This is a genomic window from Pseudomonas sp. NPDC089743 (assembly GCF_044748785.1).
Lineage (GTDB): Bacteria > Pseudomonadota > Gammaproteobacteria > Pseudomonadales > Pseudomonadaceae > Aquipseudomonas > Aquipseudomonas putida_X.
The window spans coordinates 70,714-95,952 of record NZ_JBIVGS010000012.1 but is presented as its reverse complement, the minus strand read 5'-3'; the positions used below and the strand labels follow the sequence as shown (position 1 = coordinate 95,952).

18 protein-coding genes and 1 pseudogene are annotated in these 25,239 nt (G+C 62.1%); 5 read left to right on the top strand and 14 right to left on the bottom strand.

The features are described from left to right. Window positions 1–70: 70 nt before the first annotated feature. Window positions 71–985, top strand: a complete 915-nt coding sequence (locus ACIPZC_RS19605) for a histone deacetylase (protein ID WP_400628909.1) — start codon at window positions 71–73, stop codon at window positions 983–985. Window positions 986–1,133: 148 nt separating this feature from the next. Next, window positions 1,134–2,375 carry a TIGR03862 family flavoprotein gene (locus ACIPZC_RS19600; RefSeq protein WP_400628907.1) on the top strand — a complete coding sequence of 414 codons (1,242 nt, stop codon included), beginning with the start codon at window positions 1,134–1,136 and terminating at the stop codon, window positions 2,373–2,375. 33 nt (window positions 2,376–2,408) lie between these two features. On the opposite strand, the gene ACIPZC_RS19595 is transcribed toward ACIPZC_RS19600, so the two are convergent. The 4 genes from ACIPZC_RS19595 to ACIPZC_RS19580 all read right to left on the bottom strand — a co-directional run bounded on the left by ACIPZC_RS19595 (window position 2,409) and on the right by ACIPZC_RS19580 (window position 6,145). Next, window positions 2,409–3,728, bottom strand: a complete 1,320-nt coding sequence (locus ACIPZC_RS19595; RefSeq protein WP_241803891.1) for a DEAD/DEAH box helicase — start codon at window positions 3,726–3,728, stop codon at window positions 2,409–2,411. 55 nt (window positions 3,729–3,783) lie between these two features. Further along, window positions 3,784–4,704 (bottom strand): drug/metabolite exporter YedA, encoded by a 921-nt coding sequence (yedA, locus tag ACIPZC_RS19590; protein ID WP_267820765.1) that lies wholly within the window; start codon window positions 4,702–4,704, stop codon window positions 3,784–3,786. 145 nt (window positions 4,705–4,849) lie between these two features. Continuing rightward, complete coding sequence (locus tag ACIPZC_RS19585) at window positions 4,850–5,329, bottom strand: NYN domain-containing protein (protein WP_012312588.1); 480 nt, start codon at window positions 5,327–5,329, stop codon at window positions 4,850–4,852. A gap of 63 nt (window positions 5,330–5,392) precedes the next feature. Next, on the bottom strand, window positions 5,393–6,145 hold the full coding sequence (locus tag ACIPZC_RS19580; RefSeq protein ID WP_400628904.1) for a DUF2076 domain-containing protein: 753 nt from the start codon (window positions 6,143–6,145) through the stop codon (window positions 5,393–5,395). Between the two features lie 153 nt (window positions 6,146–6,298). Between ACIPZC_RS19580 and ACIPZC_RS19575 the strand changes: the two genes are divergently transcribed. Together ACIPZC_RS19575 and ACIPZC_RS19570 are read left to right on the top strand one after the other, a co-directional pair. Continuing rightward, a complete protein-coding gene (locus tag ACIPZC_RS19575; RefSeq protein WP_267820761.1) occupies window positions 6,299–6,955 on the top strand; it encodes a YciC family protein in 657 nt (218 codons plus the stop codon). A gap of 76 nt (window positions 6,956–7,031) precedes the next feature. Further along, window positions 7,032–7,526, top strand: coding sequence for a hypothetical protein (locus ACIPZC_RS19570; RefSeq protein ID WP_267820759.1), 495 nt, complete (start codon window positions 7,032–7,034; stop codon window positions 7,524–7,526). A gap of 46 nt (window positions 7,527–7,572) precedes the next feature. Here the strand turns inward: ACIPZC_RS19570 and ACIPZC_RS19565 are convergent, their stop codons facing one another. Together ACIPZC_RS19565 and ACIPZC_RS19560 are read right to left on the bottom strand one after the other, a co-directional pair. Beyond that, window positions 7,573–7,800, bottom strand: coding sequence for a BrnA antitoxin family protein (locus tag ACIPZC_RS19565; protein WP_400628961.1), 228 nt, complete (start codon window positions 7,798–7,800; stop codon window positions 7,573–7,575). A 10-nt stretch (window positions 7,801–7,810) separates the two neighbouring features. Then, a complete protein-coding gene (locus tag ACIPZC_RS19560) occupies window positions 7,811–8,065 on the bottom strand; it encodes a BrnT family toxin (protein ID WP_400628959.1) in 255 nt (84 codons plus the stop codon). On the opposite strand from ACIPZC_RS19560, the pseudogene ACIPZC_RS19555 reads away from it, so the two are divergent. After that, a pseudogene (locus tag ACIPZC_RS19555) lies at window positions 8,052–8,297 on the top strand (RNA 2'-phosphotransferase); the annotation flags it as partial. The gene ACIPZC_RS19560 and the pseudogene ACIPZC_RS19555 sit on opposite strands and share 14 nt — an antisense overlap. Here ACIPZC_RS19555 and ACIPZC_RS19550 read toward each other — a convergent pair. From ACIPZC_RS19550 to ACIPZC_RS19515, 8 genes are all read right to left on the bottom strand, one after another. Beyond that, window positions 8,274–8,723 carry a hypothetical protein gene (locus ACIPZC_RS19550; RefSeq protein ID WP_400628901.1) on the bottom strand — a complete coding sequence of 150 codons (450 nt, stop codon included), beginning with the start codon at window positions 8,721–8,723 and terminating at the stop codon, window positions 8,274–8,276. The pseudogene ACIPZC_RS19555 and the gene ACIPZC_RS19550 sit on opposite strands and share 24 nt — an antisense overlap. A gap of 231 nt (window positions 8,724–8,954) precedes the next feature. After that, window positions 8,955–9,242, bottom strand: coding sequence for a hypothetical protein (locus ACIPZC_RS19545; protein WP_400628899.1), 288 nt, complete (start codon window positions 9,240–9,242; stop codon window positions 8,955–8,957). A gap of 20 nt (window positions 9,243–9,262) precedes the next feature. Beyond that, window positions 9,263–9,835, bottom strand: coding sequence for a tyrosine-type recombinase/integrase (locus ACIPZC_RS19540; RefSeq protein ID WP_400628897.1), 573 nt, complete (start codon window positions 9,833–9,835; stop codon window positions 9,263–9,265). Between the two features lie 9 nt (window positions 9,836–9,844). After that, complete coding sequence (locus tag ACIPZC_RS19535; RefSeq protein WP_400628895.1) at window positions 9,845–10,360, bottom strand: phage integrase N-terminal SAM-like domain-containing protein; 516 nt, start codon at window positions 10,358–10,360, stop codon at window positions 9,845–9,847. 12 nt (window positions 10,361–10,372) lie between these two features. Further along, window positions 10,373–11,029, bottom strand: coding sequence for a hypothetical protein (locus tag ACIPZC_RS19530; RefSeq protein WP_400628893.1), 657 nt, complete (start codon window positions 11,027–11,029; stop codon window positions 10,373–10,375). Window positions 11,030–11,109: 80 nt separating this feature from the next. Beyond that, window positions 11,110–11,433, bottom strand: a complete 324-nt coding sequence (locus tag ACIPZC_RS19525; RefSeq protein ID WP_400628891.1) for a hypothetical protein — start codon at window positions 11,431–11,433, stop codon at window positions 11,110–11,112. 91 nt (window positions 11,434–11,524) lie between these two features. Beyond that, window positions 11,525–12,064 carry a DUF2247 family protein gene (locus tag ACIPZC_RS19520; RefSeq protein ID WP_400628889.1) on the bottom strand — a complete coding sequence of 180 codons (540 nt, stop codon included), beginning with the start codon at window positions 12,062–12,064 and terminating at the stop codon, window positions 11,525–11,527. Next, entirely contained in the window at window positions 12,061–25,224 is a 13,164-nt protein-coding gene (locus tag ACIPZC_RS19515; RefSeq protein ID WP_400628887.1) for a hemagglutinin repeat-containing protein, read from the bottom strand. Before ACIPZC_RS19515 ends, ACIPZC_RS19520 begins: the two co-directional genes overlap by 4 nt. Window positions 25,225–25,239: the final 15 nt, after the last annotated feature.

The following is a 25,239-nucleotide window of genomic DNA, read 5'->3' as shown; positions in this document are numbered from 1 at the left end:
GCGGCACAGCACTTTTACCCACAACCCAACAACTGGCAAGATCAGCACTGGCCCCGATTGCGAACCCACCATGCCGTTGCCGCTGATCTACCACGATGACTACAGCCCGGAGTTTCCACCCGAGCATCGCTTCCCCATGGACAAGTTCCGCCTGCTGCGCGACCACCTGGTCGAAAGCGGGCTGACCACCGACCAGGCGTTGCTGCGCCCGGAAATCTGCCCCAACGACATTCTCGCCCTGGCCCACGACCGCGACTACATCGAGCGTTACATGCACGGCGAACTGTCGCGCGAGGACCAGCGCCGCCTGGGCTTGCCCTGGAGCGAGGCCTTGGCGCGGCGCACCGTGCGTGCGGTGGGCGGCTCGCTGCTGGCCGCTGAAATGGCGCTGCAGCATGGCCTTGCCTGCCACCTGGCCGGCGGTACCCACCACGCCCACCATGACCACCCTGCCGGTTTCTGCATCTTCAATGACCTGGCCGTGATCAGCCACTACCTGCTCGAGGCCGGGCGGGTGCACCGGGTACTGATCTTCGATTGCGATGTGCATCAGGGCGACGGCACCGCGCGCATCCTGCAAGACACCCCGGACGCCATCACCGTGTCGTTGCACTGCGAACAAAACTTCCCGGCGCGCAAGGCCCAAAGCGACTGGGACATTCCGCTGCCGCGAGGCATGGGCGATGCCGCCTACCTGAAGGTGGTGGAAGACGCGCTCAACTACCTGCTGCCGCTGTATCAACCCGACCTGGTGCTGTATGACGCCGGGGTGGACGTGCACAAAGACGATGCCCTCGGTTACCTGCAGCTGACCGATGCTGGCTTGGCTGCGCGCGACGAACATGTCATGCGCCACTGCCTGGGGCGGGATATCCCGGTAGTCGGGGTGATCGGCGGTGGCTACAGCAAGGACCGGCAAGCGCTGGCGCGGCGCCACGGCATCCTTCACCACAGCGCGGCCAAGGTCATCAGTTGTTCACAATGACTGTGGAACCGCTTGTGGATAAGCTGAGTGAAAGCGGCTGCAGCCCAATGCCCGCGTGGCCTGCAGCAGGCTGATCATTTTTTGTTCAGTGCTTCCCGATGCCCTGCTGCGCTAGAATGGGCAACTTTTCCACAGCCCGTCACCCACCATGCCCGATCTACACCCCGCATCCCCTCCCCTCGCCGTTGTCATCGGCGCGGGCCCTGCCGGTTTGATGGCCGCCGAAGCGCTGGCCCAGCAAGGCCTAGCCGTGCAGGTGTTCGACGCCATGCCATCGGTGGGTCGCAAGTTTCTGCTGGCAGGTGTCGGCGGCATGAACATCACCCACTCGGAACCTTATCCACAGTTCGTTGCTCGGTATGCCGAGCGCCAGGACGCGATTGGCCGGCTGCTGCAGGACTTCGATGCCGATGCCCTGCGCCAGTGGATTCACGGCCTGGGCATCGAAACCTTCGTCGGCACCTCGGGACGGGTGTTCCCCACCGACATGAAAGCCGCGCCGTTGCTGCGCGCCTGGCTCAAGCGCCTGCGCGACCGTGGGGTAGTTATCCACACCCGCCACCGCTGGCTAGGGTGGAATCTCGATGGCACCCTGCGGCTCGGTTATCCACAGGGTGAACTGAACGTCAAGGCCGACGTGCTGATACTGGCGTTGGGTGGTGGCAGCTGGGCCAGGCTTGGCTCGGATGGCGCCTGGCAGCCCCTGCTGGCCGAGCGGGCTGTGGATATCTCACCGCTGCAGGCGAGCAACTGCGGTTTTGAAGTGGCAGGCTGGAGTGCGCTGCTCAAGGACAAGTTCGCCGGCGCGCCGCTGAAGAACATTGCCCTGAGCGTACCCGGTAAGGCGCCGCGCAAAGGCGAGTTCATCCTCACCGCACAGGGGGTCGAAGGCAGCCTGGTATATTCCTGGTCGGCACCGCTGCGCGAAGCCATCAACCAGAAAGGCCAGGCAACGCTGCTGCTCGACCTGCTGCCGGACAAGCCTGTGGACAAAATTGCCCAGGCCCTGGCCAAACCGCGCGGTTCACGGTCGATGGCCAAGCACCTGCATAGCCAGCTGGGCATCGACGGGGTGAAGGCGGCACTGCTGCGTGAACTGACCGATCAGGCGACGTTTGCCGATATGGCTGCGCTGGCGCGAGCGATCAAGGCACTGCCGATCACGCTGGTACGCACCCGGCCGCTGGACGAGGCGATCAGCAGTGCCGGTGGCGTGCGCTTCGAGGGGCTGGATGAGGGGTTGATGCTCAAGGGGATGCCTGGGGTGTTCTGCGCCGGCGAGATGCTGGACTGGGAAGCGCCGACCGGGGGGTACCTGTTGACGGCGTGCTTTGCCAGTGGGTTGCGGGCCGGGCGGGCGGCGGCCGATTGGCTGGCGCGTTCTGCCTGACAGGGTGCGGGGCCGCTTGGCGGCCCCAATCCCTCAGGGCTTGCGCTTTTTCGGGCCGGTGTTGAAGCTCGGCACTTTGCGCACTGCCTTGACCGGGGCCTCGTCGCCACTGTCCATCCAGCGCCCCAGCCCGCGCTTGGCACTGTTCTCTTTCGGCTTCTTGGGCTTTTTCGGCTTCTTGATCACCTGGCCACTGGCATCGGTCATCGGTACCCGGTGATCGGGGATGAAGTCCGGTTCTTCGTGGCGCGGCAAGGTCTGGCGAATCAGCGTCTCGATCGTTGCCAACTGCTGCACCTCATCGGCGCACACCAGCGAGATTGCCTCGCCCTTGTTACCCGCACGCCCGGTGCGGCCAATACGGTGCACGTAATCCTCGGCGACGATCGGCAGGTCGAGGTTGACCACCAACGGCAGGTCGTCGATGTCCAGGCCGCGGGCGGCGACGTCGGTGGCGACCAGTACCTGGACCTCGCGGGCCTTGAAGCTGTCCAGCGCGCGCTGACGCGTAGCTTGCGGGCGGTCGCCGTGAATGCCGTCGGCGTTCACCCCCTCGCCCAGCAGCCGCTCCACCAGCTGGTCAACGCCGTTGCGCGTCTTGGCGAACACCAGTACCTGCGTCCAGCGCTGCTTGCGCAGCAGATGGCAGAACAGGTCGACCTTGCGCTTCTTGTCCACCGGCACCAGCCATTGCTTGACCGTGGTGGCAGCAGCGTTGCGCGGGCTGACCTCGATGCTCAGCGGGTCATTGAGCGCCAGCCCTGCCAGCATGCGGATCTGGTCGGAGAAGGTGGCGGAGAACAGCAGCGTCTGGCGCTTGCGCGGCAGTGCCGCGTAGACCGACTGCAGCTCTTCGGCAAAACCCAGGTCGAGCATGCGGTCAGCTTCGTCCAGCACCAGGGTTTGCACCTGGTTGAACTTCACCGCGTTCTGGCGAAACAGGTCGAGCAAGCGGCCCGGGGTAGCCACCAGCAGGTCGACGCCACGACGCAGGCGCATCATCTGCGGGTTGATGCTGACCCCGCCATACACCGCGTACGTGCTCAGCGGCAGGTTTTCGGCATATTCGCGCACGTTGTTGTGCACCTGCTCGGCCAGTTCGCGGGTCGGGACCAACACCAGCGCACGGATCGAGTTGCTGGCGACCTTTTCCCCTTCCAGGGCCAGGCGCTGCAGCACAGGCAGTGCAAAGCCTGCGGTCTTGCCGGTGCCGGTCTGAGCCGCGGCCATCAGGTCGCGGCCGGCCAGCACGGCGGGGATGGCCTGGGCCTGGACCGGGGTTGGGGTGGTGTAGTCCAGTTGCTGCAGGGTGCGCAGCAACGGTTCGATCAGGCCGAGTTTGGCGAAATTCATGGCAATACCGTCAGGGGGTTCAGCGAAGGCGGCAAGTTTACCGCAACACCCCGGCCTACTTGCAGGTTTCGCCTTCAAGCGATGCAGCAGGCAGCGCGGGCTTGCGCCACTGCGGCAGGCCGATCAGCACCACGGCGCTGATGATCACCGCCATCGCCAGGCATTCCTCTGCGCCGATCTGCTCACCGGCAAAGACGATACCAAGCAACACCGCCACCGCCGGGTTGACATAGGCATAGCTGGTGGCCGCCGCCGGGCGCACATGCTTGAGCAGGTACATGTAGGCGCTGAATGCCAGGATCGAGCCGAACAACACCAGGTAAGCCAATGCTCCCCAGCCTGCCGCTGTGGGCATCTGGGTCATGCGCTCGCCCGACAGGGCGCTGCCCAGCAACAATACCGCGCCACCGACCAGCATCTCGGCCGCACTGGCCATGGGGCCCTGGGGCAGCGGCAGGCTCTTGCTCCAGACCGACCCGAACGCCCAGGCGGCAGCCGCAAACAGTATCAGCGCCGCCCCGATGGGGCTGGCCTGCAGGTTAGAGCCAAGGTTGAGCAGGCCGATGCCAACCAGCCCGAGGACGATGCCCGCCCACTCCAGGCGCGAATTGCGATGGCCGAACAGCAGGCCAAACACCAAGGTAAACAGCGGCACCGTGGCCACGGCCAGCGCAGCGACGCCAGAGGCAACGCCAGCATGCTCTGCAACCGTTACGCCACCATTGCCGCAACTGAGCAGCAGAAAACCCACCGCACCTGCCGCACGCCATTGCGGCCAGGTCGGCGCCGGCACCCCGCGCCAGCGCAAAAACCCATAGAGCAGGCCACCGGCGATAAGGAATCGCACCCCGGCCATCAGCATCGGCGGCCAGGACGCCACACCGATGCGGATGAAAAGGTAGGTGGAGCCCCAGACCAGGTACAAGGCCAGGAAGGCACCAATCAGCACTATCGGGAAGCGGCGGGAGGCAGGCATGGCAAAACTCGAAATCCGTTTACGGGGGAATGAGTTTAGGGAGCCTCGCCGCCAAGATTAAGTTACAAAACAGGATTAATTGGGCGGCACAATTTGCGTCATGGCAGGGGCATGCGGCGCAATGGCGCTCAGGCGTCAGCAACCCTCAATGCTTCAACAGCAAACGCCCTTCGATCGGCACATAGCGGCTGGCCGCTCTTATCAGCGACATGGCGGTCAAACCCGGCACGCCGTAGACCACCGCCTCGGCGCCATGGCGCTGAATCACTCGCTCCAGCAGCAGGTCGAAATCACCATCACCCGAAGCCAGCACCACCTGATCGACACGGCTGGCGGCATCGATCACATCCAGGGTAATCCCCACATCCCAGTCACCCTTGGCCGAGCCATCGCTGCGCTGGATGAACGGCTTGAGGCGCACGTCGAAACCAAGGTTGCGCAAGATCTGCTGGAACTGCTGCTGTTTGCTGTCCCCGCGGTCGATGGCATAGGCCACCGCCTCGACGATCTCACCCTCGCGGCTGACTTCAGACCACAGCGCGGTGTAGTTGAAGTGGCAGCCATGGGCCTGGCGCACGGTGTAGTAGAGGTTTTGCACATCGGCGAACAGTGCGATTTTCTTCACTACATACCCTCGGCTGAGGAGGCGCAGTGCGCCCCCGGAAATGCCAGCAGTATGCCAGAGCGATCAGACGAAGGTGTCGTCGTCCGAGAAGAAGCCGCCATCATCGCTGCCGTAATCGGTATCGGCGTACCCACCTTGATCAGCGCCCCAGCCACCGTTGTCGGCCACCTGCGGCTGCGCGTCCTGGTCATTCCAGCCACCGGTATCACTGGCCGGCGCCGGCTCTTCCTTGATCACCTCGACCACTTCTTCAGGCTGCGAATGGTGGTTGAACAGGCTGCTGATGCCTTGTGCCAGCAACACACCACCGGCCACGCCGGCGGCGGTCTGCATCGCACCGCCAAGGAAGCTGCTGGCACCACCCCGAGCCGGCGCGGCGCCAAAACCCGGTTGCGCAGCCTGCGGCTGGGAGAAACCCGGTGCATTCGGCTCACGCCAACCGCCTGCCGAAGCGACCGGCGCGGCAGGCCGCTGGGGCTGCTGCGATGCTTGGGCAGGCTGGGGGTTACGCCCGCTGTTGCCAAAGATGCTGGAGAGGAAGCCACCACTGCTGGCGCTGCTGTTGCGAGAAGCCTCTGCCTGGGCACGAGCCTGCTTGAGCTCGGCTTCCAGTTGCTTGTTCTGCTCATCCAGGCGCTTGAGCGCAGCCTCCTGAACCAAAATCGCCTGGGCCATGTAGTAAGGCGCCGCCGGCTGCTCGCGCAGGTGTTCCTCGATGCGCGCCTGGGCCTGGGCATCACGCGGCTGGCTGGGGTCTTCGGCTTGTTTGATGCGGCCAAACAGGCCATCGATCAGGGTTTGCTCTTCAGTGTTCATTGGCTACCTCATGGGAAGCGGGACATCGGACATGTCAAAGATGGGGCGCGCAGGCAGCGGATTCAATCACTGGCACGGTGAAACTTTTTTCAGCAAATGGCTGCTCTGGGCTAAAGTTAGGCCCCTGCTTTTACTGCCATGCGATGTTGACCGATGAATCCGCTGAGCGTTTTTCGCGACTCCCTGTACTTCTTCCGCCGCCACCTGGCAAACATCATTGCGCTGTGCTTGCCGCTGATCGTACTCGAAGCCCTGGTGACCCAACTGATGATGCGGCAGCTGGGCGACCAGGCCTCACTGTCCTACAGCATGCTGGTGAGCCTGCTGTTCTATCCGCTTTACAGTGCAGCGCTGATTCTTTACCTCGATACCCGCAGCAACGGCCAGGACATCCCCAAGCGTGAGCTGTTTGCCCGCGCCATGCAGCTATGGCCGCAGATGGCACTGCTGATCATGATCAGCTCGCTACTGATCTTGGCGGGGCTGATGCTGCTGGTCTTCCCGGGGGTCTGGATCATGATCAACCTGGTGTTCGCCGAGTACCTGCTAGTGCTGCGCGGCCTGCCGGTGGTGCAATCGATGCGCGAAAGCGCACGCATGACCACTGGGCATTTCATGCGCATCATGCTCTGCGTGTTTGGGGTGCTGGCACCGATCTGGCTGATCGACGGGCTGCTGCTGATTGCCTTCCCCGAGCCGGCTCCCGCCCTGGAGCTGGCCACGGCCAGCCTGCTCGGCTTCCTGCAGTTGTTCAGCACCGTGGTGCTGTACCGCCTGTTCATGCTGCTGGAGAGCAAGAGCGACACCTGAAGGAAAGCGTTCAGACTCCAGCGTGGCCTGCCCGGGAGATTAAGGTGCCGATCCCACCCACCTTGGAGGTTCGCACATGGACCCGGAAATTCAGAGCAGGTACGCCAGGTCGTTCAGTGGCCATCTGTACGCAATGGCCACCGACAGGTATGTCCCCCTTCGCTTGAGCACCCGCCGCGACAAATGGCACTGGGGGATCACACCGCAGGACGACTGGCTCATGGCTGGGGGCGACCAGGCCTCCATACGCCTGGACTTCACCTTCGACTCGAGCACGCAAGACCGTCTGCACCATCACATCAGCCTCAGCGGCCCGGCGCAGCCCCCCAAAAAGCTTGGCCTGAGCCTGAACGGATACCTGGGCTTCTACCAGCGGGCAGAAGTCACCGATTACTGGAAGATCGAACCGCTGGAGCTCACGGAACATGGCTTGATCTGCTACCTGCGTGATCACCAGGGCTACCGTGCCGGCGCGATCGCGGACACCCCTCATCACAGCAGGCATCCCATGTACCTGATCAACACGAAAGAGGGTGAAACGCTCACGTTCCTCCTCCAGCAGGTTGCCTGAGCCTTGGTCGTCAGCTACCAGGGGGGCGTCCGGTCCAGTAGGTTCATCACCGTGGCGGGCGGCTCTGTTGAGCCTGCCCGTAGCGGCGTAGCAGTTGGTTGATGCGCGTCTGGTAGCCCGCGCCCTGGCCCTTGAACCACTCCAGCACATCGGCATCCAGGCGGATGGTCACCGCCTGTTTCACCGGGACGCGCAGCTCGGCGCGGCGAAAGAAATCATCGCCCAGCTCGGGCATGTCGCCGGTGTCGATGCCCTGGTCGTCCAGCTTGGCCAGGCGTTACCAGTCAGTTTTCGATGCTTTCGACATAGCGTTTGGCCTCCTGTTTGGTGGCTTTTCGGGCAGAGATGATGCGAACCACATCGCCCCGCCGCTCGGTGTACACAACCACGCCGAACAGCACCTTGATCCAGCCGATGCTGATCCAGCGCTCTTCGCCGTAGTCCGTTCGGTCATCACGCAAGGCCAGCATCGGATGCTGGAAGATGTCCGGCACGTCTTTGAAGCAGTGCCGTGCGTGCGGATGCTTCCTAGAGTCAATTTTGCAGCAAGGGTTGATCGCAGGCTCTGGCAACCATGTGCACCTATCGCAAGACATGCCAACTGCTATTGCGGTTGGGTAGCGCTATGGAAAGCCTGTGGTACTAAAAATTGAAGCCCTGCGGATGCACCAACAGGGCTTCAAGTTATTTCAGGCACAGAATGGGGTTTGGTTAACTGCCCATGTGCCAATTAAATTTACTTTCGAGTCAAAAAAACAGCTGCTCATCTGATAAAGAGACAGCTTCAGCCAACACATGAAATGCAACATTCTCTGATAGGAACTGGATGCTGAAGTGCCTAACCTCTGACGAACTGCCATCAGACAAAGAACCACATACCTCCATACTAGAGCTAACCCACTCTGAAGCCATAAATTCTGTTAGCTCACCCAGACCAAATTTACTTGAGTCACCATAAAACTCAAAAAACATACTTCCGGGAAAAGTCATCCGAATAAAGGCGCGCACAGATTTAAAAACTATTTCCCGCCTTAAACCCTGCACAGCATCAGCGCCCTCAGCACCTGGCACATCTCTCTCGTATTCAATATCTAGTATCACATCCGCCCCTATGGAGCGGAATGATACTTTTGACTCACCGTACCCTGGCAGCCACTCATACGGATTCAGGACCAACTTTGGTTGACCAATTTTCATGGGCGTACCGACCTTGGTTTTTCTGCGCCTGTCGGCGGGCAGTTTATTATTTCTAAACTGAACTGCAGCCAAATCATTAGATGTCTTGCCCGGATAAGCCTAGGCACCCGTTTGATCTCGCCCAAACCACTGACTACGCGGGATCCCGGCCTGCTCAAGTGCCGTAGAAGTTCGTGTATTCAAAATAAGGCGAGAGCCATTCATATCCACATAGTCAACGGGAAGCTAGGTTTAATGGTTCCAACCTTGAGTCGCACCGGCCAAATCATCCACCGTCTTGCTCGGCTTACCAGCCAAGTCAGAATATATTTTTTGCCCATCGGGACTAAAGGTGCGGCCGGACTTAATTCTGTTCTCAGCAAAATTAGCTTGCATCAACATTCCTCTTTCTGCATTACCGAAAGCACTCCCTGTCCCTTTTGGGCCACTAGCAACCTTAGCTAAAATCAATGCCGTCGCTAACTGTACGACATTCTCTCGCGTAACACCTTCATCGACAAGCTTGATGATTCCTGGCACATGCGTTTGTCTGGTATTTGTCAGGCCTGATCGCGCTCTTCATCTGCTTCGGCGTCCAAGGCGGTTAACAGGGCTGTGACGGGGTCATCTGGCTGGGTTTCAGGCATGGTTTCACTGGCCGAATGTTGCCGTTGCAAGCGTGCCGGATGAGTGGCTGTGTGAATGTCCTTGAGCGCCCGAATGCTGACCTGGGTGTAAATCTGCGTGGTGTTCAGGCTGACATGCCCGAGCATGGCCTGGATGAAACGAATATCGGCACCGTTCTCCAGCATCAGCGTAGCCATGGTGTGGCGGAATAAATGGCAACTGCCACGCTTACCGATGTTGGCTTTTTCGATGTGTTCACGCACCAGTTGCGTCAGCCGATTGGGGCTGAACCCTTCGCCCTGCTGGGTCAAAAACAACGTGCCATCGTCTTGGCCTAAGAAAAAATGGGGCCGAACGTCGTCGCGGTATTTGCTGATCCAGGCCAAGGCCCGTTCGCCGATGGGAATCATCCGGTCTTTTTTGCCCTTGCCCTGGCGAATCATCACCGTGCCGCGTTCGTAGTCGATAGTGCTCCAGTTCAGACCGATCAACTCCATGCGGCGCATGCCGGTGCTTTAGAGGGTTTCCAGCATGGCCCGGTCGCGGATACCGGTCGGGGTTTGGGTGTCCGGCACATTCAGGATGCGTTCGGCTTCGTCGCCGCTGAGGATGTGTTTCGGCAAACGCTGTTCCATCCTCGGTAGATCAAGGTCGGAAGCCGGGTTGTACAGGATGCGGTTGGTTTTGGTCAGCCACTTGAACCAGACTCGAATCGGCGTAATGCGCACCGTCTGACTACGCGCTGACAAAGCTTCACCATCGGCTTTTCGGTAGAGAAAAAGATGACGCTGGTAGCGCTCTAAGATCGGTCGGGTGATTTCCTGTGGACGGGTCAAACCGCGTTCGTCACACCAGCGGATAAACGCAATCAACAGGCTTTCGTGGTTGCCCACGGTGCGCTCTGAATAACCACGTTCGCGCTGGTATTGCAGGAACTGTTTCATCTGAAAATACAGGCTGCCGGGATCGCCCAGCGGGCCGATAATTTGTTCCGACACACGCAGTTTTTTGCTCTCGCCTTTTTTCGGCATATCCACCTCGACTTAGACGGCGCGGGACAACGCGGAGTGGTTTTTTTGTGGCGGCTGGATCAGTGGTTTTTGATTCAGGCCGACCGCTTCGGCCTCAAGACCAGAAGCCGCGTGGCTTTGCGTGTGGTTCAGGGTGTCCGACTGACTACCGACCATGGCCCGACCTGAGTCCGACCGCTTTTCTGAACCCCCCGACCGAGCGGATGTGTTGTCGAGTTGGTCGGCATCGATCAAGCCCATCAGGTGCGGTTGGTTGCCACTTTTGCCGTCATACGTGAGGGTGTATTCATGGGCTAACCCCTTGCGGTGCAGCAGCAGGTATTCCAGTTCGGTCAGTCGGCCCAAGTAGATTTTCAACTGGGTATGCCCCCAGCCAGTGGCCTCGCGCACGTCCTTGCGACCGAATCGAAACTCTTTTTCTTTGAGTCCCTGCGCCTGACTTCGGGCCTCGACCCAGCCTTGCAACAGCTCCAGCAACCGCCGCGTTTGCGGCGGTAGTTCGTCCAGGGTGCGACCAAGAATGTCGTGGGCCAGCCGGTTGGCCAACACGATGTCGCCCTTCGTGACCTCGATGTAGGCCAGGGATTTGCCGCGATGCTCGACGTGTTTGATCGGGCGTTGATGCTGATGCAGCAAGGCAATGCAGCGAATCAGCGTCAGGTACTTCATGTGGTCACGCCGAGTCCGGGTTTTGTCCGAAAGGAACGTCAGTTGATCAGCAAACGGATTGACCACCGCCACGGTTTTAATCAGCCGTTGGGCGTTCTGATGCAGGCGAGTAATCGCCTGTTTTTCAGCGTCGGCCAGCAGGCCATCGAGGGTTTTTTTTTGCGTTGGACGGCATGGATCGCTTCGGTTTGCTCGCGGCTTTCGTTGATGGTCAGCACCAAACAACGGTTGAGCAACTCTTCGTCCACGTCGATCGCGGTGGTGGTGAGCATCAGCATTACCGGGCCTTTGACCGTGTATTGCTTGGTGATCAGGTTGCCGGTGGCCTCGTCCTTGCCGGTGCTGGCAATGGTCAATTCGCCTTCCGATTGCAGCAGTTTTAGGGCATAGGCTGCTTGGCGCACGCCGCAACGACCAAGGCGAGCAGCGAAGGAAGGGAAATCTTGCAGTGACAGATAAAAACACCGGTGCAAGGCCGGTGTCGAGATTGACAGATCAGGTCGGAACTTTTCTACAGTTCAAAACAGCCAGTTCATCTTTCAACCATTGCTCATGTTCATGAACAACGTAATCATAGTTTGATGCAGAGTGGTATTGATGCTCTGGTAAAGTCATCGCACCAGGAGTCATCGACAGTGGAGCGTCAGCAGGCCACTCCCAACTTGACCAAAACTCAGAAAATTTTATCAACCCATAGAGCGGGTCCGGGTCTAGGTTTGTTAGAAGTTCTTCCAACGCAACAGCTCGCCATATTTTCCTGGCTCGTTGCATATCCGCATTTTGAAACTCACTCACTTTTTGCAACAGCGGGCATAGCTCAGATAAAGGCAGATCACTATCGTTAGCCAAGCTAACAATCACATCAAGCAAGGGATTATTCCCAGCCACCTTTTCAAGTTCAGCGGTTGCAAAATTTTCCACACAAAACGCTGGCAAGCGTCCCAAAATACAAGGAATACCACAGACGCCCTGGAGCACAACGGCCCAGTCAGTCAAGCCATGTTTGGCAATTCGTTCAAAGACTGCTTGAATCATGGTTTCACCGGTATACCGTTAACAGTTCCATTTGGCACGAACATTCTGTGTGTTACACCGCCCAACTTCGGATCTACAATCCATTCAAACCTACCCGCTACACCATTGTAGCTACCTGATGCTTGGTAAAGCGACGAGCCGTTGTTGAGTGAAAACTTAGTCGCGCTGCTTGCATAATTATCGACAATATCGGGAAAACCATGAGCAACTGGAGTCGATGGAAATTCTTGTGTGGCATAAGGGCCATTGGGCTTCTCTGAGTACACCGGTATTGGTTTTCCGTCAGCCCCAACAACTTGTTGGTTCGGAAGTTGGTCTACTTTATTTCCGCTACCTTGCCCCTTCGTACCATTGCCAATACGCGCTTCGACTAAAACATCATTTGATAGCGTTGCTCCCCCTTTTGGACCACTAGCAACCTTACCTAAAATCAAGGCCGTCGCTAACTGTACGACATTCTCTCGCGTAGCACCTTCATCGACAAGCTTGATGATCCCTGGCACATCCACTGGCGCCAACGTCGAGCCGAGCAACCCATCCTGACGGGCCCGCTCATTGATTTGCTCTTCACTTAACCCTTGCTGCCTCCATTGCGCAATCAGCTCACTCGATCTGATCGCCTTCACATACGGGTTCGCGACCACGCCCATCGGCGACCAATCCGCGCCCGACAGCGCATACACATCAAGGAAGCTCGCGTCCGGGTCGCTCTTCTGCGCATCCACGGCCCCTTTCATCATCGCAAGGGCGTAATCCGTTACCAGAAGGTCGTATTCCGCTTTGCTCAGCCTGCCGCTCTGGTACAGCTCAACGAGCTTTTCCCCAGCCTGTTTATCCTGCTGCCGGTACGCATCACGAATACCAGCCTCGCAGTCGCCATTGCCTCCACAGGCTTTGAACCGCTCATGCAGCTCATCAACACTGCCAATGCCAGCAGCCTTGAGCTTTTCATACAGCGCCCGGCTGGCTGCATCCAGCCGTTCAATGCCGTACTTGTTCGCCAACAGGTTGTTTTCAACCGCATTGCGGCCCGCGCCAGCACCTGCAATGGCCCCCGCGCTGTTGCCTTCCACCAGCCCACCGGAAAGCCCGGCCGCCAGCGTCGACAGCGCTGAGACGGTCTGCTTCTGCTCCTCACTGAGAGCGTTGCTGTCGCTGGTGCCATACAATTGCTGGGTGATCAGGCGTGCAGCCAGTTCTCCTCCAGCCGCGCCTGCTGCGCCGGCTACCGCCGAATTGCCCTGCGTTTGGGCGACGACGGCACCCAGCACGGCGTGGGCCATGACGTTGAGTGCCTCATTGTCGCCAGTGGATTTCTTGATCACCTGCGCAAGGTAAGGCGCCGATGCGCCTGCCAGCGCCGAACCAATATCACCACCTGCCAGCCCTTGCAGTGCCGCTGTCACCGCCTGAGTCACGCGCTGGTAATCACCACTGGTGCCGTACTTGCCCATGATCCGCTGGTAAGCATCGGTAGCGACCAGCTTCTCTTGATAGTTCTTGCGGTCCTGTTCGCTCGCCCCTTCACCCGGTGCTTGGATCCCGCCCGCCTCAAGTTCCGCACGCGCCTCTTTGTCGGCCTTGAGCTGGCCCTCGGTGCGGACGATGTCCGAAACCTGGGTGCCAATCTCGCCAATCAGCTGCACTTGCTGCAAGCGCCGTCGCTCTTTCTCTTTATCGAAGATCGGGCTGATGCTGCCATTGGCATGCTCGGCGTCATGACTGAGGCTAGCGACATCCTGCTTCTGCTGGCCCGGGTCGCGGATTTCCAGAGTGCCTTCGGAAATGGCCGAGGATGTGGTACCGCTGGCACTGCCATCGTGGTTGTAGGCGATCAGCGTGCCGCTTGGCATGTTGCTGGTGAAACCCGACGAAGCACCGTTGCCGCTACTGACGCTGGCACTGGCCATCTGGCTCTTGAACTGGGCCTGGTTCTCGATATCGCTCCAGCCCAAGGTACCGGTGCTCAGGCGATTTTTGTCGGCCTGCGCGGTGCTCGCAATGACGCTGCCATCGAGCTGGGTGTGCTTGCCAACATCGATCTGGTAACCACCCTTACCGGCGAACAGCCCGGTCTGTTCCTGCACGCTCTGGTAATTGGAGTCGAGTTTATTCTTGCTGACGCTGAGACTGCCGCTCGCTCCGCCCGCACCGATGATGGTGACGCTCAAGCCACCGCTGACATTGGTTTGCTTGGACTTGTAATTGTCGGTGTCCTGCAGGCTTTGCAGCGTCAGGTCACGCCCCACGTCGCCGGTGATCTTCGCGGCGTTGACTTGCGCGCCTTTGAGCGCAGTATCACGCCCGCTGAGGAGGGTCGCCTCATTGCCGGCGTCCAGCGTGGTTTCGGTCCAGGTCGTGCCATTGCCTTTCTCGTTACCAACACCCTTGTTGCCACTGGCGAAGATGCTGAGACCCGCATTGCTGGAACCCACACCGATACTGATACCAACGGCCCCACCGCCGCTGCTGTTCTTGCCATCGAGCTTCTGCGTATTCGCCGCCGCCTCGAGCTGGATATCGCGCTCGGCGGACAGCAGCAGGTCGTTGCCGGCCTTGAGCTGGCTGCCCTGGACTCGGATATCTCCCCCGCTGCCAGCCCCGTTACCGGTGGCCACGACTGTCAGATCATTGCCGCTCGTGAGGCTGCTGCCCTGGCTGACGGTCTGCTCCTGGGTCTGGCGCGAGCTCGATTTCTGCGCACCCAGCGAGATGGCGACACCAACGAACTGACCAGCGTTATCCGCTGTCATGCCGCCATTCTGCTGGGCGGCCTGCCAGGCCTGGACACCCGTCAGGCCGGCCTTGATACCTTGCAAGGCGGAGAGCCGACTGTCGTCTTCCTCGGCCGCTTGCTTGGTGGTCTGGTAAGCAGTATTGACCGCGCTGCCAACCGTACCGGACAAGGCTAGGGTCAGGCCGCTGCTCTTGCTCTTGGCAGTTTGCTCGCTGGTATTGTGATTTTCGGCTGCAACGATCTCCACGTCCTGACCGACAAGCGTAATGTCTTTGCCGGCGATTACCTCCGAGCCCTTGATGCCCAGGCCCTTGCCTGCCTCGATGGAGACATTGCCCAGCACGCTGCCAATCGTGCTGGCCTTGGCGCTCTGGCTGGTACTGGCCGAGGTGTTTTCCAGGCTGGTCGAACCCAGCGTGAAGCCGATGCCGCCGCTACTTAGCAAACCCGACTTCTTCTTCGAGCTCGAATGGCTTTGCTCGTAGGTTTCGGTCGCGCTTTCGATCAGGATGTTGCCGCCCGCCGTGAGGCTGGTGTCATTGGTCGAGACGATGCTGCTGCCCGACACGCCAATATCCTGGCCGGCGAGCACATTCACCGTGTCACCACTGACGGAAGAACCCTGCTGAGTGGTGGCGCTGGAACTGTCGATACGGGTCTTCTGGCTACTGGACAGCCCAGAGTGACTGGTCTTGGTCTTGCGGTAGTAGCTGTAGTCGCTGTTCTCCTCAGCCACCAGGTTCACATCATTACCGGCGTAGAGGTAAGCCTCGTCGCCTGCCGTCACACGGCTGGCGCTCAAGACAAGATCTTCGCCCGCCTTCAAGGCCACGTTGCCGCCCGCCAACACGGTGCTGCCCACCTGCTGGACATGGTCCTCCTGGCTGGTGACTTTGCGCGTCTTGCTCGCCGAGTGCTGCTCGTCGGCAGCCGCCAACAGCTGCAGATCTCCGGTCGCGGACATCGCCACATCCCGCTTAGCCTCGATCGCACTGGCCACCGCGCTGATATCGCGCCCGGCGCTGACGGTCAGGTCGCGTCCGGCCTGCACGCTCGAGCCGTTCTGGGTCACGCTGCTGTCGGTGTGGCGCACGCCGCGGTCGTTGACCACCACCTGCTCGACCGAGCCCAGCAGCACGTCGCGCCCGGCCTTGAGACTGGTGTCGGCAACGCTGCTGAGCACGCCGCCGTCGTTATTCAGGTCGCGACCGGCGTTGATCGCCAGGTTGTTCGCGGCTTCCACCCGGGCGGCGGTGTCGACGAAGTCGCGCTGCTGGGCGTAGCTGCCGTTGCTGCTCTGGTGGGAGGTGAGGGTGCGTTCGTTGATTACGTCCTGCGCAGCGGACAGGCTGACATCGCGTCCGGCGATGATGCCGCCGGCCTTGTTCACCAGGTTGTTGCCGGCCAGCAAGTCAAGGCGGTTGCCGGCTGCCACCAGGCCGCTGTTGACCAGGTCGTTGCCGGCCTGGGCCGACAGGTTGTTGCTGGCGCGCAGGGTGCCGACGTTGTCGAGGTTCTGGCCGGCGATCAGGCTGACGTCGTTGCCGGCGATCAGCGCACCGTTGGGCGCCAGGCGGTCGTTGCCGTGAGCCAGATAGAGTACCGGCACCAGCACTTGTTCGCCGTTCACCTCGGCGGTTTCCAGCCAGACGATGTCGTGGGTCAGCGCCGCCACCTGCTCGGACGTCAGGCTCACACCCACCGCCAGGTTCAGCTGCTGCTTGCTCTGAAGGGCGTTGTCCATCAGGTACTTGAACAACTGCTCGTCGCTGGTCTGGCCATCGATGTAGCGCTGCCCGGTGCGGGCCACCACGGCCTGCTGGATGAGCTTTTGCTCGTAGAAGCCATCGCCCAGACGCTTGGCGCTTTCGTCCGGGTTGTAGCCAAGGTTCGCCAGCAGGTAGTCGGAGCTCAGGAACTGCTTGAGGTCGGTGAGCACCGGGTTGGTTTCGATCAGGTATTTTTGCGGGTTGCTGCGCGCGCTACTGTCCGGCAGGCCTTGTACGCGCTCGATACTGATCGGGCCTTGGGCAGTGAGCGCCGGGGCCTGGCTGATGCTGTCGTCCACCGCCGAGCGGCCTGGCAGCGCGGCACCGCCAGTGCTGTCGGGCAGTCGGGTGTCGACGGTGCTGGCATTGCCGGCAATGTTCGCCTGGGTGCGCTCGGCCGTGCTCAGCGCGGTACTGCTGCCCGCCACCTGGTCGGCAGCGGCGACGTTGACGGTACGGCCCTGGGCCAGCGGCAACGGCTGCTGGCGCTGCGCCAGGCCCACGCTCGCGCCACCCATGCTCCAGCTTTGCGGACCGGTGGCCGCTGCACTGCCGGCTTCACTGCTAAGGCGGAACAGGCCATTCTGCCCTGTGGGCAAGCTGAAGCCTGGCAGCGCCAGCGGGTTGACCTGCTGCTGGGCGAGGTCTGGCGGCAGCTGCTGGTTTAGGGTGATACGGGTGGAGAACGCCGTCCCCGGCGCCGTGGTGTCGGTGCGCGCACCGCTGCCGATGTAGGCATAGCCCGGGCGCACGACGCTGTTACTGATGCCGTTGCCGGCAGTGATGCTCACGGCACCATTGGCCTGCATGACGGCGGCATAGCTCTGGTCGCCAGCAGCCAGCTGGCGGGTGCTGCCAAGGCTTACCAGTTCCGCTTCGGTCATGCCGATGAACCTGGCCAGGTCAGCTTGCAACCCGCCCAGATTGCCGGCGTCATAACCGGCGCTCTCATACCAGTATTTGCTGGTGATCGAGCTGGCCAGCGAATACAGCGAGCCCGCATTGTTGGTGCGCTGCGAGCGCAGGATACGGGTGGTCTCCGTTTCGCCGGTTTCCACGCCAGTGTTGGTCAGGTTGGCGACCGTGGCCACCAGGTTGCCGGCCGCGCCGATGGTGCTGCTGCTGTTGAGCAGGTCACCGCCGTTGATGGTGAGGTTACCCCCCGTGGCGATGCTGGAAGCGGCACTGGCCGCTATGACGTCGAACTTGTCGCGCTGGACGATTTCCCATACGTGGTTGCGCTTGCCGCTGCAGTCGCCGGCGTTGTAACCCTCGATGCATGCCACCTCGCCGACACGGGCGGTGTATATGCCCTTGTTGTCGGTCTGCAGGATCGCCCGCACGTTGTGGATAGTGCTCGCTGTCAGGCTCATCGACAGGTCGCTCTGCAGCGAGCCGGAACTGTTGATGATGCTGCTGGCCAGGTTGCCCTGGCCATCGCGGTCGACGGTCAGGCTGCCGAGGCTGTAGATGTCGGCGTAGCTGTTGGTCAGGCTGTCGACCCGCAGGCCCATGTCCTGGCCGCTGAAGATCAGGCCATTGGCACTGTTGACAAGCGCGCCGGTGGTTACGGTCAGAGCCTGGCCTGCGCCCAGGGTGCCCTGGTTGCCGATGCCAGCCGCGCCGACTGTTAGCCCGGCCGCCGAAGTCAGGCGCCCGGCGTTGTTCAGCTGGCCTGCCACCAAGACGCTGGTGGCACCGCCCCCGGCGATGCTGCCGGCGCTCCCCAGATTGAGCTGCCCGGCATCCAGGCCGAGGGTGCCGCGGCTGCTCACCCGGCCGTTGCCGGCGTAAGTGCCACCCAGGTTGAGGCTGAGGCTGCCGTCACTGGCGATCAGGCCATCGTTGCTCCAGTCACTGCCGCTGCCGACCAGTGTCTGGCTGGCCAGCAGCTGGCCGCTGGCGGTCTGGCTGAAGTTGCCGACGTTCACAGTCAGGCGCCCGGCCTGGATGACGTTGCTGTTGCTCCAGCTGGCGGCATTGAGGGTCAAGCCGCCGCGGGTGACGATGCTGCCGCCGGCGCCGGTGACGTTGGCGGTACTGATGTCGAAGTTGCCGCTACCAACGTGCAGAAGGCTGCCGCCAGCGTTGAGGAAACTGCCGACCGTGAACCCGAGGTCGCTGTTGGCGGTTTCCAGGGTGCCGTTGCGGTTGTCGAACTGCCCACCGATCTGGAAACGCGTGGCACCGCTGGTGCCCAGTGCACGCAACTGGCCTGTCTGGTTGTCGAGGCTGGCGGCCTTGATGGCCAGGGTACTATCGCTCTCGATGATGCCCAGGCGGTTGTTCAGCGCGCCGCTGAGGTCGAGGTCGATGCGTTGGCCTGCGATCTGCCCATCGTTATCGCCGCTATTGTCGAAGTTGCCACCCGTGACCTTGACCAGCCCTTGGGCGTAGAGGCCGCCATTGCGGTTGTCGAAGTTGGCGGTGGTGACGCGCGTATCGCCGGCCTGCGCCGAAATGCGCCCGCCATAGTTATCGATGCCGCCCAGTGCCTTGAGGTCCAGGGCCTGGGCCTGGGTGATACCGCCCTGGCGGTTGTTGTTCAGGTCGTACCCGTTTTTCAGTACGCCACGCAGGTCGGTGCTCAGCTTGCCCTGCAGGCTGGACAACACGCCACCGCGGTTGTCCAGGTTGTCGGCAGTGACGTCGAGATCACCGGCGTCGGCCAGGATGCGGCCACTCTGGTTGTCGACATCGCCGGTCACCAGCTGCAAAGCGCCCTGGCTCTGCAGGGTGCCCTTGGCGTTGCCCAGGCTGGCGGCACGTATGTCCGCACCACCGTTCTGGCTGTAGATCAGGCCATCAGCGCTGTTGAGCAGCTGCCCGGCCACTGCCACGGTCAGCTGCTGGTTGGCCGCCACGGTGCCGCGATTACGGTTGTCCAGGGCGCTGGCGAACAGGCTCAGCAGGCCTTGGCTGGCGATTTGGCCGCCTTGGTTGTCAACCTGGGTGGCGTTTTCGATACGCAGGGGGCCGGCGCTGGCAAGCTTGCCGTTGCGGTTGGTCAGTGTGCCGAGCAGCTTGAGGGTAACGGCGGCGTTGCCGATCAGGCTGCCGCCGCTGTTGCCCAGGCTGCTGGCCTTCACATCGAGCGCCTGCTGGGCGCTGATGCTGCCGGCAGCGTTGCCCAAGGCCATGGCATTGAGGGCCAGTGTTGCGCCGCTGTCGATCAGGCCACCCTGGGCGTTGTTCAGCAGGCCCTTGACGGTCAGGCGTTGATCGCCAGCGCTGGAAAGGATGCCGCCATCGCTGTTGTCGAGGTTCGCCGCAGTCACGCTCAGGGCGTGCTGGCTGACCAGCGCGCCAGCAGCGCTGTTCTGTAACTCGCCGCTGACCTGGACGTCGAGCGCACCGTTGCGGCTGGACAGTGTGCCCTGGTTGCGGTTGTCCAGGCTGCCCAGACTCATGCCCAGGCCTTGCCAGCCCGAGACCAGTCCGCCCTGGTTGGTCAGGCGCTCGGCCGTGACGTTCAACTGGCCGCTGCTGATCAGCTTGCCGGCGCTGTTGTCCAGATTGCGGCCGGTCAGGTCGAGGGCCTGGCGAGTGGAAATTTCACCGTTGCGGTTACTCAGGTCGCGCAAATGGTCGAGGGCCAGCGCGCCATCGGTGGTGATCAGACCGCCGTCGTTGTTCAGGTCACCGGTGGCGCTGCCGAAGTCGACGCGGATGGCATTGCCCAGCAGCGACCCCGCCTGGTTGTCGACCGAGCGGGCCGCAATGCCCAGCAGCCCGGCGGCGTTGATCAGGCCTTGCTGGCCGTTGTTCAGGCTGTCGGCCAGTTGCAGGCCGAGGTCGCCACGGCTGGTCAGCGTGCCGCCCGTGTTGTCCAGGCTGCCAGCGCGGGTGTCGAGGGACGCCGCGGCGACCAGGCCCTTGATGTTGCTCAGGGCCTGGTCGATACGCAGGGTCAGCGACTGGTTGCTGAGCAACTTGCCGCTGCCGTTGTCGAGGTTGCGAGCGGCCAGGGTGAAGGCCTGGGCCGAGGAGATTTCACCGCCCTGGTTGTTCACCCCGTCGAAGTTCTTGAGCATCAGCAACGGGGCGTTGATCAGCCCCTGGCGGTTGTCCAGCTGGCCATGGTTCAGATCTACGGTCAGGGCGCTATTGCTGAACAGCTGGCCACCTTGCTGGTCGAGGCCGGTGGCGTTGACCTCAAGGGTGCCCTCACTGGCGATGCGCCCACCGTCGCGGTTGCTTAGCTGGCCAGTGCTCAAGCCTAGGCTCGCGCCGCTGTCGATACGGCCTTTGCGGCTGTTGTCGAGGCTGCTGGCCGCAATGCTGGCCGGCCCTTTGGCGCTGATGATGCCCTGGTCGGTGTTGCTGAGCTCAGCCGCGTCGAGTCGCAATGCGGCATCGGTGACCAGCTCGCCATCCTGGTTGAGGACCTTGCCGGTGTGCTTGAGGGTCAATGCACCGGCGCTGGAAATACTGCCGCTGCGGTTGTCGAGTTGCTCACTCGCCAGGCTCAGGGTGGCCTCGGCGCTGATCAGGCCCTGGCGGTTGTCCAACTCGCCTTGCATGGTCGCATCCAGGGCTTGCTGACTGAGCAGCAGGCCACCGGCGTTGTCCAGCCTGTCGCCGCTAAGGCTGACGCCGGCCTTGCCCGAGAGCAAGCCTTGGCTGCGGTTGATTACTTCGGCGATGGCCATCTGCAACTTGCCGCCGGCCAGTACCTTGCCCCCGTCGCTGTTGTCCAGGCGGCTGCCAACGAGGGTGACGTCCGCCTTGCCCGACAGTTCGCCGCCGCGGTTATCCACCGCGGCGACCTGCAGGTCCAGCCCCTGGGTCGCGCCGACAAGGCCACCCTGGCGGTTGTCGAGGGTATCGCCACTGAGTTTCAGGCGCCCGGAAGTCACCAGCACACCGGCTTGGTTATCGAGGGCACCGACCAGCGCTTGCAGCTCGCTGCCTGCAGAAACCTGCCCCTGCAGGTTGGCCAGGCTGCCGGCTTGCAGGTCCAGACGCTCATCGGCGATCAGCGTGCCACCCTGGTTGAGCAGCTCGCCATCGACCATCAGTGACTCGCCAGCGCGGCTGCTGATCAAGCCTTGGCGGTTGTCCAGACTGGCACTGTGCAAGTCCAGGCCATTGGCCGACACCAGCCCCTTGAGGTTGTTCAGCGCCTGGCTGATGCGCAGGGTCAGGTCTTGCTGGCCGATCAGCCGGCCATTGCTATTGTCCAGGCTGCGGGCCGCCAACGTGAAAGCCTGGGCGCTGGAGATTTCGCCTTGCTGGTTGGCAACATCGGCAAGGTTGTTCAGCATCAACACCGGCGCGTTGATCAGGCCCTGCCGGTTGTTCAGCAGGCCGTGGTTGAGGTCGAGGGTCAGCGCACTTTTGCTGAACAGCTGACCGCCGTTCTGGGCGAGGCCGGTGACGTTGGCAACCAGTGCTTTCTCACTGGCGATACGGCTGCCTTGGCCATTGTTGAGCTGACCAGCCTTAAGGTCGAGGCGGTCGCCACTGACCAACTGCGCACCCTCGCCATTGTCGAAGGTGCCGGTCACTACCCTGGCCGCGCCTTTACTGCTGAGTACACCGGCCTGCCCGTTGTCGAGGGTGTGGCTGGTCAGTGCCAGCCCGGCGTCGGTAGTGATCGAGCCGTTGCGGTTCAGTAGTACGCCCGCACTGTTCAGCACCAGGTCGGCGGCGCTGGAGAGCTTGCCGGTGCTGTTGTCCAGGCTGCCGACGCTGGCGCCAAGGCGCCCTTCGGCGCTGATCAGCCCTTGCTGGTTGGCGAGCGCGCCGCCCAGTCCGATGTCCAGATTGCCGCCACTGACCAGACGACCTTGGCCGTTGTCCAGTTTATAGCCGGTGAGATCCAGCGACCCTGTGGCGGACAACAGGCCGAGATTGCGGTTGAGCACCTCGGCCACCTGCAGTTTCAAGGCGGTACCGGCCAGCACCTTGCCACTGTCGCTGTTGTCCAGACGGGTGCCTTGCAGGGTCACGCCTTGGGTCGTGGATATCTCCCCGCCACGGTTGTCGATTTGCGTCACATTCAGTTGCAAGGCGCTGGTACTAGCGACCAGGCCATTACTGCGATTGTCCAGGCTGCTGCCGGCCAGCAGCAGGCCGCCCTGCGCGACCAGTTCACCACCTTGGTTGATGGCCTGGCCGAGCTGGGCCACCAAGGTGCGCTGGCTGGAAACCCGCCCGCCGCTGTTGTCCAGGCGGTCGCCCTGCAGGCTTACAGGTCCGCCAGCGCTGAGCAGGCCGCCACGGTTGTCCAGCTGCGCGCCTTGGTAGCTGAGCGCCGCCAAGCTGTTCAGCAGGCCTTGCTGGCGGTTGTCGAGTTGCTCGACATTCAAGCTCGCCTGCTGGCCAGCGCGCAGTTTGCCGGCGCGGTTGTCGAGAGTGCTGGCGTGCAGGTCAAGGGTGCCCTTGACGTTGATATCGCCCTGCTGGTTGTCGAGCACCCCGGCGATTCGCGCATTCAGCCCCGCGTCACTGACGACAGTACCGGCGTCGCGGTTGTCGAGGCTAGCGGCCTCCAGGTCGATGCCGCCAGCAGAGCCGAGCAGGCCCTGGCGGTTGTCCAGGGCGTCGCCTAGCGCGACCTGCAAGGCTGCATCGCCGGTCACCTGACCGCTGCGGTTGTCCAGGCTGCCACTTTTGAGGGTGGTAGTGCCGGCGGCTGAAATTTCCCCCGCCTGGTTGTTGCTGGCACCGGTCACCTGCATCACCAGGTTGGCGCGGCTGGTCAGGGTACCGTCCTGGTTATCCAGGCTAGCGGCGCGCGCATCGATACCACTGGCGGAAATCAGGCCTCCACGGTTGATCATGGCCTGGTCGAGGTGCAGGGTCAGGTTTTGATTGCCGAGCAGTTTGCCGAGACTGTTGTCGAGGCTGCGCGCCACCAGGGCAAACGCCTGGGCGCTGGAGATTTCGCCCTGACGGTTGTCCACGCTGTCGAGGTTGTTAAGGGTCAGGCGCGGCGCATTGATCAGACCGCCCTGGTTGTTCAGGTGGCCCTTGTTCAGGTCCAGGCTCAACGCGCTGACGCTGGTCAGATGGCCACCGCTGTGCTGGTCGAGGCCGGTAACACTGGCAGTCAGCGCCTGGTTGCTGGCGATACGCCCAGCGTCGATGTTGCTCACCTGGCCGGCCTTGAGGGCCAGGGTGCCTTGGCTGGTGAGCTGGCCACCGCGGTTATTCACAGCGCCACTGGCCGTCAGGTCTAAGTGCTGACCGGCGCGTACAGTGCCAGCGGCGTTGTCCAATTGGCCGGCCTTGGCGTTGACTACCATTGCACCATCGACCAGCCCGCCCTGGCTGTTGAGCAGGCTTGAGGCGGCGAGGTCGGCCTGGCCGCCACTCAGCACGCGCCCGGCGTTGCGGTTGTCGAGGGTGCTGGCGCTGGCGTTCAGTTGACGCTGCGCGCTAAGGGTACCGCCCTGGTTGTTCAGGGTCTGCTTGGCGCTGATGCTCAGGTCGCGGCTGGCCACTATGCTGTGGCCCTGGTTGTCGACCTGCCCAGCCTTCAGCCGCACATCGCCGGTGCCGTTGCGGCTGTTGTCGGCGTTCACGCCGGCTTCGATGATGCCGTGGTTGCTCAGGCGCCCCCCGCTGTCGAGGCTGATGCCCTGCCCGGCCGCCAGAGCCTGGCGGTTGTCCAGGTCACCCTGGGTGCGTACGTTCAACTGGTTGCCTGCATACACCGCGCCCTGAGCATCGAGCTGGCCGGCGGTGATCGCCACCGAGCCCTTGGCTGCTGTGGCTTCAGCCATGCGCAATTGACCGTTGGCATCGAGTTGGATATCGCCGCCGCTGGCCATCAGTTTGCCGTCGAGTTTCACCCCGACGCCGGCCTCGGTGCCCACCAGTTTGATGGTGTCGGCGTACATGCCGCCCAGCGCCGAGGAGTCGATTGCCAGTTGCGGGGCCTGGGCCGGGTCGCTGGCCCGCGCGGTGGCGGCCAAGGTCTGGGCATCGACGTCGTTGCTACCGGCCACCACGGCCAGGTGCCGCGCTTGGATCTCGGCATTGACCCGGGCACTGCGGGTGATGATCTCGAACTGGTCGACGTTGCCGGCATTGAGCCCGGCGCCTTCGATGGCGACGCTGCCCTGCTCGACCTGGTAACGCTGCAACTGGCCGTTCTCGACTACCGGCTTCCCGGTGGTCAGCGTGGCCTTTGGCGTGTTGATGAAGCCGCAGCCGTTGCAGGTGACGCCGTAGGGGTTGGCGACGATGACATGTGCCGACTGCCCGGCCACTTCGGTGTAGCCCTTCAGCTGGCTCGGGTTGCCGCCGTTGACTTCGTTGAGGATGGTGCTGGCCGCACGGCCTTTGAGGTTGCTGTTACCGAGGATGATGCCGCCCAGCTGGGTTGACTGGGTGCGGCCGGTGGCGTTGTTGAGGATCACGCCCTGCTGGCCGACGTTGTAGTCGCTGAACTTGTTATGCGACAACCCTGAACCGCTGGGGGTCGCGATGTTGACGATGGGTACGCCGTTGCCGGCCTGGCCGAGGTTGGTGGCGCTGCCGTTGACGACGATGCCGTCCGCCATGGCCACCAATGGGTGCCAAAACATCATGTTGGCCAACATGAACGCCAATCCGCGTTTGGACAGGCCCCAGAAGGTGGCGCGCGACTTCAGCTCGGACGAAGGCAGTCGAGCCAGGAAATTGAATTGACATACGTCCATGTCGGTCCTCGGCAA